This is a genomic window from Fretibacterium sp. (genome assembly GCF_057312375.1).
In genome coordinates, this window is record NZ_DBHLDX010000001.1 from 106983 (window position 1) to 119363 (window position 12381).

At 63.1% G+C, this 12381-nt stretch carries 12 protein-coding genes; 4 read left to right on the top strand and 8 right to left on the bottom strand.

Going from position 1 to position 12381, the window contains the following annotated elements; all coding sequences use genetic code 11:
- Positions 1-97: 97 nt before the first annotated feature.
- The 5 genes from yihA to tig form a co-directional block, all read right to left on the bottom strand.
- Entirely contained in the window at positions 98-682 is a 585-nt protein-coding gene (yihA, locus tag ACO41U_RS00495; protein ID WP_485941040.1) for a ribosome biogenesis GTP-binding protein YihA/YsxC, read from the bottom strand.
- Positions 682-3054, bottom strand: coding sequence for an endopeptidase La (gene lon / locus ACO41U_RS00500; protein WP_485941041.1), 2373 nt, complete (start codon positions 3052-3054; stop codon positions 682-684). Before lon ends, yihA begins: the two co-directional genes overlap by 1 nt.
- 1 nt (position 3055) lies before the next feature.
- Positions 3056-4354 (bottom strand): ATP-dependent Clp protease ATP-binding subunit ClpX, encoded by a 1299-nt coding sequence (clpX, locus tag ACO41U_RS00505; protein ID WP_485941058.1) that lies wholly within the window; start codon positions 4352-4354, stop codon positions 3056-3058.
- Between the two features lie 243 nt (positions 4355-4597).
- Positions 4598-5185 carry an ATP-dependent Clp endopeptidase proteolytic subunit ClpP gene (gene clpP, locus ACO41U_RS00510; protein ID WP_485941042.1) on the bottom strand — a complete coding sequence of 196 codons (588 nt, stop codon included), beginning with the start codon at positions 5183-5185 and terminating at the stop codon, positions 4598-4600.
- A 10-nt stretch (positions 5186-5195) separates the two neighbouring features.
- Positions 5196-6569: a trigger factor gene (tig, locus tag ACO41U_RS00515; RefSeq protein ID WP_298780353.1), complete on the bottom strand. Its 1374-nt coding sequence runs from the start codon at positions 6567-6569 to the stop codon at positions 5196-5198.
- Between the two features lie 200 nt (positions 6570-6769).
- On the opposite strand from tig, the gene ACO41U_RS00520 reads away from it, so the two are divergent.
- Entirely contained in the window at positions 6770-7204 is a 435-nt protein-coding gene (locus ACO41U_RS00520; protein WP_298780356.1) for a hypothetical protein, read from the top strand.
- Positions 7205-7221: 17 nt separating this feature from the next.
- Positions 7222-9072 carry a polysaccharide biosynthesis protein gene (locus ACO41U_RS00525; RefSeq protein ID WP_485941043.1) on the top strand — a complete coding sequence of 617 codons (1851 nt, stop codon included), beginning with the start codon at positions 7222-7224 and terminating at the stop codon, positions 9070-9072.
- 38 nt (positions 9073-9110) lie between these two features.
- Here ACO41U_RS00525 and ACO41U_RS00530 read toward each other — a convergent pair whose 3' ends face one another.
- From ACO41U_RS00530 to pgsA, 3 genes are read right to left on the bottom strand one after another with little or no spacing between them, the layout of a single operon-like run.
- The gene (locus ACO41U_RS00530; RefSeq protein WP_298780360.1) at positions 9111-9365 is read right to left on the bottom strand and encodes a GIY-YIG nuclease family protein; all 255 of its coding nucleotides are present in this window, start codon (positions 9363-9365) and stop codon (positions 9111-9113) included.
- Positions 9366-9369: 4 nt separating this feature from the next.
- The gene (locus ACO41U_RS00535; protein ID WP_298780362.1) at positions 9370-10017 is read right to left on the bottom strand and encodes a manganese efflux pump MntP; all 648 of its coding nucleotides are present in this window, start codon (positions 10015-10017) and stop codon (positions 9370-9372) included.
- A 7-nt stretch (positions 10018-10024) separates the two neighbouring features.
- Entirely contained in the window at positions 10025-10621 is a 597-nt protein-coding gene (gene pgsA / locus ACO41U_RS00540; RefSeq protein WP_298780363.1) for a CDP-diacylglycerol--glycerol-3-phosphate 3-phosphatidyltransferase, read from the bottom strand.
- A gap of 502 nt (positions 10622-11123) precedes the next feature.
- On the opposite strand from pgsA, the gene ACO41U_RS00545 reads away from it, so the two are divergent.
- Together ACO41U_RS00545 and ACO41U_RS00550 are read left to right on the top strand one after the other, a co-directional pair.
- On the top strand, positions 11124-11837 hold the full coding sequence (locus ACO41U_RS00545; protein ID WP_485941044.1) for a GntR family transcriptional regulator: 714 nt from the start codon (positions 11124-11126) through the stop codon (positions 11835-11837).
- Positions 11834-12175 carry a TIGR04076 family protein gene (locus tag ACO41U_RS00550; RefSeq protein WP_485941045.1) on the top strand — a complete coding sequence of 114 codons (342 nt, stop codon included), beginning with the start codon at positions 11834-11836 and terminating at the stop codon, positions 12173-12175. The genes ACO41U_RS00545 and ACO41U_RS00550 overlap by 4 nt, the downstream gene beginning before the upstream one ends.
- Positions 12176-12381: the final 206 nt, after the last annotated feature.

Consider the following 12381-nt stretch of genomic DNA (forward strand, 5'->3'; position numbering starts at 1 on the left):
AAGCCCCCCTATAGTCCTCCGTCCCCTTGGGGATGCGCGCTGAGAACGCCGCCAGGTGGGTGCGGTAGTCCTGGAAGAAGGCTGGCACTGCTCCCGTTCAGTCGTTTCGCTCAAGAAAAGACCGAATGAACGACCGCAACTCCTCGACGCCAACTCGTTTCTCCGCAGACGTCACGATGGGGAGGTCAACGGAGTACAATCCCTTGGCGACGTACTGCCTGACCATGTCCTTCCACCGTCCTCGCGCCAGCTTGTCCGCCTTCGTAAAGACCACCAGAATGTTCTTTCCACAACGGACGAGCCATTCCTGAAGCTCGAGGTCGTTGGCCAGGAGCCCATGCCTGAAGTCCACGAGGTGGCACACGAGGCGGAGGGCGGCCCGGCCCTCGACGTAGGCCGAAACCAGTCGGAGCCAGGCGTCCTTCTCAGCCTTGCTCCGCGAGGCATATCCGTACCCCGGCAGGTCCACGAGCCTGAAGGGACGCTCCTCCCCGACCCGATAAAAATTGATGCTGCGCGTCTTGCCGGGCGTGGCCCCGACGTGCGCCAGCCTGACGCCCAGAAACGCATTGATCAGGCTGGACTTGCCTACGTTGGATCGCCCGGCGATCACGACCTCCGGACACTCCTCCAAGGGCAGCTGCTGCGGGGTGAAGCACGTGGCCTCAAGCGAAACGCGCATTACTTCTCTAGGGCCCTTTCAAAGACCGACAGGACGTTCTCAACGTAGCTGAAGGTCATTCCCCTGGTGTACTCCTGAGGGACCTCCTCGACGTCGGCCCGGTTGGGAAGGGGAAGGAGGATGTGAGATACGCCGTGGCGGCGAGCGGCCAAGATCTTCTCCCGGATCCCGCCGACGGGCAGGACCTTGCCGCGGAGGGATATCTCCCCCGTCATGGCGATGCCCTGTCGGACCCTGCGCCCGCTCACCGCGGAGAGGATCGCCGTCGCCATCGTGACGCCTGCGGACGGCCCGTCCTTGGGGACGGCGCCTTCCGGCACGTGCAGGTGGATGTCGAGGGCCTTCCAGTCCACGTCGTCCAGGTTGAGGGCCGCGCTCTCGGACCTCAGGTAGCTGACGGCGGCCTTGGCGGACTCCTGCATCACGTCGCCCAGCTGCCCCGTCAGAAGCAACTCCCCCTTCCCCTTCATGATCACGGCCTCGATGATCAGGACGTCCCCACCCGCCTCGGTCCAGGCAAGTCCCACGACGCTGCCCCTCTCCGGGGCGGTGGGAACCGCCAGGTCGTAGAGCTTGGGGGACCCCAGGTACTCCTTCAGGTCCGCCACCTTGACGGAGGCCGGCAGGGAGAGAGGAGTGCCCTTGTCCTCCCCCTCCACGACCTGCCGCGTGATCTTCCGCACGATCGTCGAGAGGCACCGCTCCAGCCCGCGGACCCCTGCCTCCTGGGTGTAGGAGCCGATGATCTTCTTCAGGGCGGGGACAGGGACCTTGATATCCATCCTCTTGAAGCCGTGTTCCTTCAGGCTGCGGGGCAGGAGGTATCGCGAGGCGATCTGCACCTTCTCCTCGGAGATGTAGCCCGGAAGGGAGATGAGCTCCATTCGGTCGAGCAGGGGTTTGGGGATGGAATGGGTGACGTTCGCCGTCGTGATGAAGAGGACCTCGCTGAGGTCGAAGGGGACCTCGAGGTAGTGGTCGGTAAAGTGCGAGTTTTGACGGGGATCCAGGACCTCCAAGAGGGCGGAGGCCGGGTCGCCGCGAAAGTCGTTGCCCAACTTGTCGATCTCGTCCAGGAGCATGACGGGGTTGCAGCTCCCCGCCCGGACAAGCGTCTGAACGATGCGTCCCGGCAGGGAGCCGATGTACGTCCTCCGGTGTCCGCGTATCTCCGCCTCGTCCCGAACGCCGCCCAGCGATACGTTGATGAACTTTCGGTTCAGCGCGTCGGCGATTGACCGGCCCAGGGAGGTCTTGCCGACTCCGGGAGGTCCCACGAAGCAGATGATCTGTCCCTTCATGTCCGCGCCCGCATGGCGACGCACGGCCAGGAACTCCAATATCCTGTCCTTCACCTTGCGCAGGCCGTAATGATCGCGGTCCAACACCTTCTCCGCCTGCGAGATGTTGGCGTTCTCCTCCGTCCGTACCTCCCAGGGGAGGTCCAAGAGCCAATCCAGATAGCTTCGGATGACTGCTGCCTCCGGGGAGATAAAGGGCATCTTGCGGAGGCGGGAGAGCTCCTTCTGAGCCTTTGTCTTGGCCTCCTCGCTCATCTTGGACCCCTCGATCCTCTCCGTGTAGGCGCCCCACTCCTCCTCCTCGCTTTCGCCCTGCCCCAGCTCGTTCTGAATGACGCGCAGCTGTTCCCGAAGGTAGTACTCCTTCTGGTTCTTGTCCACAGCGGAGCGTACCCGCTCCTGAATGTCGCGCTCAAGCTCCAGGATGTCGTTCTCCTCGGTCAGGAGGCGCAGGAGGAACACGAAGGCCTCCCGCATGTCCTGGATCTCCAGCAGCGCCTGCCGGTCCTCCAGCTTGATGGAGATGTGGGAGCCGATCAGATTGATCAGCTGTTCCAGGTCGTCCAGGGCCGCAATGGAGGCCATAACCTCGCCCGGAATCCTGGGCTGAAGGGCGTTGTAGCGCTCAAAGCACTCCAGCACCCGCCGTCGCCAGGGCTCAAGGGCCTTGCGGTTCGCGTTCTTCCACGGGACCGGAGCAATGTGGGCGACGAACATCTCGTTGTCCAGCCGGTACTCCTCCGTCTGCATCCTGGCCGTCCCCTCGATCAGGAGCTTGGTCGTCCCGTCGGGCAGGCGGAGCATCTGCATGAGGCTGCACAGGGTCCCCACCTTATACAGGTCCGACGCTTCAGGGTCCTCCACGGCGTTGGTGGACTGAGCGACGACGAAGAGCTTCTTGTCCTGCAGGAAGGCGGACTCCACCGCCCGCAGAGAGCGGGGCCGTCCCACGAAGAGGGGCATGATGACCCCCGGAAAGACCACGGTGTCCCGCACGGGAAGCGTGGGGCAGTCCCTCGCCTCCACGTCGGCAGGGTCCTTCTCCCCTGTTATCAGAATCTTCGTCGGCACTTCAGGCGACCTCCCTGGCCTCGGCCAGGAGCCTTTCAAGAGACGTCTTGTGGTTCACGAAATCCTCCGTGATCACCAGTTTCTTAAAGTTCTTCTCCATGGAGGGGAGCTCGTAGAGGAGGTCCAGCATCAGGTTCTCCATGATGGCCCGAAGCCCGCGCGCGCCCGTCTTCTTCTGCACCGCGAGCTCCGCGATGCGCTTCAGGGCGTCCTGGGTGAACTCCAGGTCCACGCCCTCCATGGCGAGGATCTTCCTGTACTGCTTGACCAGCGCGTTACGCGGCTCCTGAAGGATGCGGACGAAGGCGGCGGTGTCCAGCTCCTCGAGGGCCACCAGCACGGGGATGCGCCCCACGAGCTCCGGGATGAAGCCGAAGGTTATCAGGTCCTCCGGCTGAATCTTGCTCAGGACGCTGTAGCGGTCGTCCGCGCTGCGCGCAGCCAACTCTCCGCCAAAGCCCAGGGAGCGCTGAAACTCGCGCCGTGCCACGATGTGTTCGATCCCCTCAAAGGCGCCGCCGCAGATGAAGAGGATGTTCTCCGTGTTCATCTGAATAAAGTCCTGGTGCGGGTGTTTGCGCCCGCCCTTGGGGGGGATGTTGGCGATGGTCCCCTCCAGTATCTTGAGCAGCGCCTGCTGAACGCCCTCGCCGGAAACGTCCCGCGTGATGGACACGGACTCGGACTTGCGCGCTATCTTGTCGATCTCGTCCAGGTAGATGATTCCCCGCTCTGCGGCCGGCAGGTCGTAGTCGGCGGCCTGGAGGAGGCGAAGCAGGATGTTCTCGACGTCCTCCCCCACATATCCCGCCTCCGTGAGCGTCGTGGCGTCCGCGATGGCAAAGGGCACGTTCAACCTGTGGGCCAGCGTCTGGGCGATCAGCGTCTTGCCCGACCCGGTGGGCCCGACCAGAAGGACGTTGCTCTTCTGGAGCTCGATGTCGGAGTTCTTCAGCTCAAGGTTGTTGCGGACCCTCTGATAGTGGTTGTAAACCGCGACGGAGACGACGCGCTTCGCCCTGGACTGCCCGATGACGTACTGGTCCAGGAACGCGTTGAGCTCGCGCGGCTTCACGGCCTCGAGCGCGGCAAGCGGCAGGGGGCCTTCCTGTGGGACCACGATGCCCTTCGCGCCCTCCGGCCGGCCGGTCCCCTCCTCGGCCAGGATCATGTTGCAGAGCTCGACGCACTCGTCGCAGATCCATACCCCCGACCCGGCCATCAGGCGGTGAACCTCATCCGGGGACTTCCCGCAGAACGAGCAATGAACGTCATTGGAACCGATATCGTTTCTTCTCATTTTTTTCAACTGTAAAAAAACCTCCGGGGAGCGTCCCCTGCGACAGACAGGACGAGTGATCGCCCTCTGCCAGCCATGCGGTCCTTGTAATTTGGGACCGCCAAGCGCCGTGAGCTCACCTGCACTAGAGCGGCCTCGGCGCGCCATTACCATGATCTTCATTTCAGAAACATGACAAAGGGGACGGAAAGGTCTCCTATCCCCTTAAGCGAACATCCCCACTTGTGCAGGCCCGTACAGGCGTCAGCGCGATTCGATGATGCGGTCGATCAGGCCGTAGTCCAGCGCTTCCTGAGCCGTCATGAAGTTGTCCCGGTCGGTGTCCTGGGCCACCTTCTCCACGTCCTGTCCCGTGTGTCGGGCCAGGATCGCGTTCATTCGCTTCCTGGTGTTCAGGATGTTGCGCGCGTGGATCTCGATGTCGCTCGCCTGTCCGCTCGTACCGCCCAGGGGCTGATGGATCATGACCTCCGCGTTGGGGAGCGCCAGACGCTTCCCCTTGGCTCCTCCGGCCAGGAGGATGGCTGCCATGCTGGCGGCCATCCCAACGCAGATCGTCGACACCGGACTCTTGATGTACTGCATCGTGTCGTAGATGGCCATCCCCGCCGTGACGCTCCCGCCAGGGCTGTTGATGTAGAGGTGGATGTCCTTATCCGGGTCCTCGCTCTCCAGGAACAGGAGCTGCGCGACGATGGAGTTCGCCACGTCGTCCATCACCTGGGTGCCCAGGAACACGATGCGGTCCTTGAGGAGCCGGCTGTAGATGTCGTAGCTGCGCTCGCCGCGCCCCGTCTGCTCGATAACGTAAGGGATGTAATAGGTGCTCATCGGAACCTCCTCACCGTTGATCCTGGGGCTGCTCTCCCTTGGGCTCCTCCTGTGGGGCGGAGAGCTCGTCGACTTCCTTGACCTTCGTCAGCGAGAGGACCTGCCTGCGCACCTTGTCGTAGTGTACCTCGTTCGTCAGCTGGTCCATCGCCTTCTCGTTCTTGTAGAAGTAGGCTGCCAGGGTGTTGCGGTCGATCCCATAGAGGGAGGCGCGCCGCTCTAGCTCCGCCTCCACGTCCTCCCGATCGACCTTGACGTCGTACTTCTTCGCCACGGCGTCCAGGATCAGGGTGTGGCGCACGATGTTCTCTGCCCTCGTGTCCAGGATCTTCAGGTAGTCCTGCTCCCAGTGGTCGTTCTTCGGCCCCAGGACCTGGTGCAGCTCCATGCCGTAGCGCTCCTTCGCCTCCTGTTCGTCCCTGCGGCGCAGCGCCGCGGCCTCCCGCCTGATCATGGTGGCCGGGACCTCCAGTTCGGAGCGCCGGACGAGTTCCTCCACCGCACGGAGGGCTGCGTCGTCGCCGTTCTCCCTCTCGAGGCTGGCCGCAAGGTCGCTCCGCATCTTGCTGCGGAACGCCTCCTCGGTGAGGACCTCCGTCTTGTCGCCGAACAGCTTTTTATAAAACTCCTCGCCAAGCTCCGGAAGGACGCGCTCCACCGCACTCTCCACGGTCATCGTGTAATGGATGCGCTTGCCCGCGACCTTTTTATCCTGATACTCGGGTTCAACGTCAAACTCCGTTTCGACGACGTCCCCCTTGGAATGTCCCAGAAGCGCCTCGCGGATTGCAGGGCGCACATTCTCGTCGGAGAGGTCGATCTCGTTCTTCCGCGGCGCGGTCTCCTCCGCGCCCTCCTCCAGGACCCGGACCCGAAAGGTGACGGTCACGACGTCGTTCGCCTCGGCAGGGCGCTCCACCGGGGTCAGGGTCGATCGGTCCCGGCGCAAACGGTCGATGAGCTTCTCCAGCATGTCGTCCGTGACGTTGGTCCTCACCCTTTCGACCTCGATGTCCCCGATCTCCGGCAGCTTGACCTCAGGCATCACCTCAAAGCTCAATTCGCAAGAGATGGGCTGGCCCTCACGGATCTCGCCCGCGTTCAGCAGGGAGGGCTGGTCGATCGTTTCCAAGTCGTAGTCCTCAAGGATCTGCGGCACCGCGTCTGAAAGGAGCTTCTCAAGGGTTTCATTGTAAAGTGCATCGCGCCCGACGCGCATCTCGATGACCTGACGGGGGGCGTGCCCCCGGCGGAATCCAGGGATGTTAAGATCGCGCGACAGCTCGTGCAGCGTCTTCTTGAGGGCGCCCGCGAACTCGTCCGCTTCAAAGTTTACCTTGATCTTGACGACGTTTTTATCCTGTCCCAGCAACTCTGTATTCATTCCTCAGGCTCCTTTCGACCTTGCAAACGCGCGTATTATACCATTAAAAACAGGCAAAAACGGTGAGCCCCGCGATCGCGCCATTTCTTTTTTGCCAACGCCGGCGCGCGCTCTGTAAGAGCCCCGTCTGTGCTAGAATGAAGGTTGTTGTGTTATCGGCGGCACGGTCGCCGCACTTTATTTTTTGGAGGAATTTTATCATGCCGATGCAGATAGGTCTTGACGAGTTGATCTCCATGCTGCTCGCCAGGGTGGACGGCCTGACGATGGACTCGGAAAACCAGAAGAGCCGCTTCAACATCATGTTCCGCATCCTGTACAGGAAGGGGCTCTTCGACGAGAACGACGTTCTGGACGCCGTTCGGGAGGAACACGGCATCCTCCACTCCCTCGGAATACTGAAGGAAATGCCGGACGAGAAGGCCCTGAAGGCCGTAGCGGACGGGCTGATGCTGTGGATCAAGGGGGACGTGGAGGCCATTAAAAAGTCCATCGAGGACTACGACAAGCGATTGAAAGAGGCCATGTCGCACCAGAAGTCGAAGATCGACGTCGCTCCGGCCGCCGTGCTGGACCAGCTGGATCGTCTGGGCGGCGGCGGCAGTCAGGGCGGCGGAAAGAAGCTCATCCTCTAGGGCGCCGCCAGGGTACCATGAGGCGTCTTTTGCTGGCGATGCTCCGCCTGTGGAACAGGGCGGCCAACAGCGGCCTGATCGTGGCGCTGCTGGACCTCCTGCTCCTCGCTCTCGCCTGCTACCTGGGGTACGCCATACGGCTCAGCCTCTTCATTCCCGCGCTCTACGCGAGGGACTGCATCGTCACGGCGATCGCCTTTCCGGCACTGGCGTCGGTCGTCTTCACGATCTTCGGCCAGTACAAAATTCTGTGGCCCCAAGCCAGCCTGGAGGACTACGTGCGCTTCAGCGAGCTCTACCTCCTCGCCGCCTTGCTCTTTATCCTCGTGAACGGCGTCTGGCGCCTTGTCCTCCTCCCGCGCACGTCCCTGGCTATCATGCTGTTCGCCGGAGTCCTCTTCAGCGGGGCACTCCGCGTGTCCTGGCGCCTCCACGCCCAGCCGGCGGCCAAGGAAGGAAAACGCCTGGAGGCTCTCATCGTCGGGGCCGGCGAGGCGGGCGCCCTTCTGGCCCGCGACCTCATGCGCAACGCCAGCAGCCTCGTTCCGAAAGCCTTCGTGGACGACGATCCTCAAAAGGTGGGCAAGCGGATCGCGGGGCTGCAGGTCGTCGGCGACACGTCGCGGCTGGCGGAGGTCGTCCGGGAGGAGGGGATCAGGATCGTCCTGATCGCCATTCCTTCGGCGCACGGGCGAAAGATTCGCTCCCTCTACAAGCAGCTCGCTCCCCTTGGGGTGGAGGTCCGCCTCCTCCCCAGCCTGAGGGAGCTTGCGGGCGGCGCGGTATCCGTCACGAGGCTGCGCAGCGTCAAGCTCGAGGACCTGCTGGGGCGCGATCCCATCAGGATCGACCTGGACGAGGACGCAAACTACATCCGGGGCCGGCGCGTCCTGGTGACCGGGGCGGGCGGTTCCATCGGCAGCGAGATCGTTCGGCAGGTCATCCAGAACAAACCCGCGGAGCTCCTCGTCCTGGGACACGGGGAACAGTCCATCTACCTCCTGACCGAGTCCCTGAGCAAGGCGAAGCCGGACGTCCCCATACGCCCCATCATCGCGGACGTCGCGGACGAGATCGCCATGGGGGACGTCTTCGACCGTTACCAACCCCAACTGGTCTTCCACGCCGCTGCGCACAAGCACGTCCCCCTGATGGAGTTCTCCCCCAGGGAGGCGCTGCGCGTCAACGGGCTGGGAACGCGCACCCTGGCGCGCGCCGTCGGTGAACACGGCGCGGAGCGGATGGTGCTGATCTCCACGGACAAGGCCGTCAATCCATCGAGCGTCATGGGGGCCACGAAGCGGGTCGCCGAGCGGGCGCTGGAGCAGGAGCAGCAGAGCCACCCGGGGACGGCCTACATGGCCGTTCGCTTCGGAAACGTGCTGGGCAGCCGGGGGAGCGTGATCCCGAAGTTCGAGAGGCAGATCGCGGCTGGGGGTCCCGTCACGGTCACCGACCCGCAAATGAAGCGCTACTTCATGCTCATCCCGGAGGCCGTCAGCCTGGTGATCCAGGCCGGCGCCATGGGGAAGGGGGGCGAGCTCTTCGTCCTGGACATGGGAGAGCCCGTCGTCATCACGGAGATGGCCGAGCTGCTGATCCGCCTTTACGGGTACGAGCCCTACCGCGACATCCCCATCGTCTTCACCGGCGTTCGCCCCGGCGAGAAGCTGGAGGAGGAGCTCTTCTACGACCCGGGGTCCGTCCACCCGACCCGACACCCGAAGATTTTCACGAGCCCCCTGGGCGGGGCGATTGACAGCCGCTCCTTCAACGCCCTCCTCGACGAGGCCGTCCGCCGTCCGCAGGAGGCGCTGACGCTGCTCCATCGCCTGGTCCCGGAGTACGCGGAGTGGGAGGGGTCCTGACGGTCCCCTCCCACCCTTCAGAACGCACAGTTTTCCCCTCAGGCGTCCGCCTTCCCTTTGATCAGGGCCAGTTTCATCCCGCGGCTCATCCGTTTGATCTCGCCCTCGCGCCTCATCGCGTCCGAGCGCGACGCGCACTCCTCCTGATAGACGAGCTCAAGGGGCAGGTGCGAGCGCGTGTACCGCCCTCCCTGCCCCGCGCGGTGGCGGCTCAGGCGGCGTACGATGTCCACGGTCCAGCCCGTGTAGAGCGATCCGTCGCCGCAGCGCAGCACGTAGACGTAGAAGCCCACGGGGCTAGCCCAGGGAGGGGGGCAGGACCGATGCCGTCCCCATCCTCCACTCCTCCATCAGGTGCGTCGCCAGGATGTTGAGCCCGATGAGGATGAGCAGGACTCCGCCCAGGAGCTCCATCTTCCGGCCGAAGCCCGCCCCGGCCGTGCGGCCCAGCCAGGTCCCCGCAGCACATGCCCCCGCCGTGACCCCACCGGCGACGAGGGCGAGGGGCATGACGGGCAGTCGCGTGAGGCCAAACCCCGCCCCGACGGCCAGGGCGTCGATCGACGTGGCCAGCGCGACCGCGAGCAGCAGCCTGAGGGATTGAGTGACGTCGCGGCACTCCTCCTCCCCGCGAAGGAAGTCGCACACCATGCCCCCTCCGACGAAGGCCAGGAGCCCGAAGGCCAGCCAATGATCCCAGAAGGAGAACCACCTTGCGGAGGCCATGCCAAGCTTCCACCCCAAAAGCGGCATGAGAAACTGAAACGCCCCGCAGGCCAGTCCGAGGCGGGCGCCAGGGCGCCAGGGGTTGCCCGCGGTGCAGGCCCCGACACAGACGGACAGGGCGAAGGCGTCCATCGCAAGAGAGCACCCCGATACGACGGCGGCCCAGCTCATCGAGTCCTCATCATCCGGCAGACGGCGAACATGATCGGCCTCACGCATCCGGGCGCTATCGGCTCCGGGTGTCCTCCTCCGCGTTCAGGAGCATCCGGCTACCGTCGATGAGGTACTCCATTCCGGACCATACCGTCAGGATCATGGCAACCCACATGAGGGCCATTCCTCCCGGCAGCTTCAGGATCAGCATGGCGAGGGCGACGATCTGAAAGACCGTCTTCAGCTTGCCGCCCTTCGAGGCGGCGATGACGACGCCCTCCGCCGCAGCCACCAGGCGCAGCCCGGTCACGACGAACTCGCGCGTAATGATGACCAGCACGATCCATCCGGGGATGCGCTGGAGCTCCACGAGGGCGATCATCGCTGCGATGACCAGCACCTTATCCGCCAGGGGATCGATGAACTTCCCCAGCGTCGTGATCAGGTGGTGCTTGCGCGCGATGTAGCCGTCCATGGAATCCGTGATGGCCGCGATGATGAACACTACGGCCGCCAGGAGGTCTCCCAGCGTCAGGGGCTCGGCGCCGTCGAGGGAGAGGAACGGGATGGGAGTGCTGATCCTCAGGGAGAGAAACAGCAGGACAAGGGGGGCCAGGAACACGCGCACAAGGCTCAGGGTGTTCGGTACGTTCAATATTTTCGAGCTCAAAACAACTCCACCTCCAGGGCGTCTGCCCCATCAGCATGACGGGAAATGAGCGATAGACGATGTGCCATAAGCTTTCACGCTCATGATTATAGCTCAAAACTCGTTAAGGAAGCGCTGATTAATCTTCAAAAGTTGTTGAAAGCAATCAAGGAGCATCAAACGAAGGGTATCCTTCAGCGCTTCCCTAAATTTTAAAATGGGGCTACGCCCCCCCTTCGGGGAGCCTTCCGGCAGCCGTTCGCTGGCGTTCACGGGCCGTCAGTCCCAATCCCCACGCGCTTCGCGCGGCCTGATGAAGTTTCAGGCACTGAAGGGAGCCTATACGGTTGCCAGTTCTCAACAACTTAATCAGTGTTTCCTTAAAAAGGGGCGTTTGCGCCACCTTCAACTTTCAACGGCCGAATAAAAGCCGGACGAAAGGGGGCATCATGCACTATAATGGGGGCAGAAGGTTTTGGTTTGACGTCGCTGCAATTTTTTCTGAAGGGAAGCTGCGATCGGCATGAGTGACACCAATGCTCATTACGAGTCACTTGAACGGCTCATTCCAGTACACCTGAAGGACAACCCTGCCCCCTATTATATCGCCAACATCCTGAGGGAGGCGATCTATCGGGGCACTCTCCCGGAGGGCGAGTCCCTGCATCAGAGCCAGCTGGCGGAACGCTTGAAGGTCAGCCCCATCCCCCTTCGCGAGGCCCTGCGCCTGCTTGAGATGGAGGGCCTCGTGGATTTTCGTGGGCGGCGCGGCGCCGTGGTCACGGGCCTGACCCTCGCGGAGATGCAGGAGATCTACGAGATGATCACGGCGCTCGAAGTTTCCGTCCTGCGCATTGCCTTCCCCAACATCCAGCCTTCCGCGATCCTGGAGGCCGAGGCCATGCTGGACAAGATGGAGAGGGAAACGGACTGCATCTTCTGGCGGGAGCAGAACCTCGTCTTTCATAACCTGCTGTACGACGCCGCAAACCGCCCCAAGACCCTGGACCAGATCGCTCTCCTGCGCCAGCAGGTGGACCGCTACATCAGGATTCACATGTCCCTCATCCGGGAGGAGTCCCAAAAGCAGCACCGACAGATACTGGAAGCGGTGAAAGCCCATGACGTCGCGGGGGCGTTGGCGTCGCTGACGAGCCACCTCGAGTACACGTCGCGCACCCTGCGGGCCTGCGTCCGGAGGACGAAGAGCAAAAATCACGGCAGGGAAAAATCATGACGAGAGAGGAAGTGCGAACCGTGGAAGAAAAGGGGGCGCCGAGAACGGGCCGGCCGCAGATCCTCCTCACGCTGGTCGAAAAGCGGGGGCCGTGCGGCTGCCATCGCGGGCACAAGGTAGGAGATACCTTCGACTTCGACCGGGACCGGGGGAAGCTCTGCCCCATGGCCCTGCACGCGGGCTTCCCCTACATCGACATCCTGCGCTACGGAGGAACGATCCCGCCCTGCAGGAGCACGGGCGGCGTCGCCTTCTGTTGTCCGGACCCCGACGTGGTCAACGTGTTCAGCATCTCGGTGAAGCAGGCCGATGAGGCCGCCTCGAAGGCCTGTCCCTGAAGGGGAGATCGGGGCCTGGCCCCACGTGAAAAATTTTTTTAAGGGAGCGCTGTCAGATATCTTCATTCGGAGTTGCAGAGCTAGGGTGCAGGGTGCCCCTGACGGCTTTTGCACGTTGATCAGCGCTTCTCTAACTGATGGAGGAACGACGTAGATGAAACGACCCGTTGAACAAAAGGACCTTTTGGACTTCCACTTCCTTGCGG

What these genes read in the sequence shown, in the direction of transcription:
- yihA (WP_485941040.1), bottom strand. Translation starts at nt 682, where the DNA reads ATGCGCGTTTCGCTTGAGGCCACGTGCTTCACCCCGCAGCAGCTGCCC.
- clpX (WP_485941058.1), bottom strand. Translation starts at nt 4,354, where the DNA reads ATGAGAAGAAACGATATCGGTTCCAATGACGTTCATTGCTCGTTCTGC.
- clpP (WP_485941042.1), bottom strand. Translation starts at nt 5,185, where the DNA reads ATGAGCACCTATTACATCCCTTACGTTATCGAGCAGACGGGGCGCGGC.
- tig (WP_298780353.1), bottom strand. Translation starts at nt 6,569, where the DNA reads ATGAATACAGAGTTGCTGGGACAGGATAAAAACGTCGTCAAGATCAAG.
- ACO41U_RS00520 (WP_298780356.1), top strand. Translation starts at nt 6,770, where the DNA reads ATGCCGATGCAGATAGGTCTTGACGAGTTGATCTCCATGCTGCTCGCC.
- ACO41U_RS00525 (WP_485941043.1), top strand. Translation starts at nt 7,222, where the DNA reads ATGAGGCGTCTTTTGCTGGCGATGCTCCGCCTGTGGAACAGGGCGGCC.
- ACO41U_RS00535 (WP_298780362.1), bottom strand. Translation starts at nt 10,017, where the DNA reads ATGCGTGAGGCCGATCATGTTCGCCGTCTGCCGGATGATGAGGACTCG.
- ACO41U_RS00545 (WP_485941044.1), top strand. Translation starts at nt 11,124, where the DNA reads ATGAGTGACACCAATGCTCATTACGAGTCACTTGAACGGCTCATTCCA.
- ACO41U_RS00550 (WP_485941045.1), top strand. Translation starts at nt 11,834, where the DNA reads ATGACGAGAGAGGAAGTGCGAACCGTGGAAGAAAAGGGGGCGCCGAGA.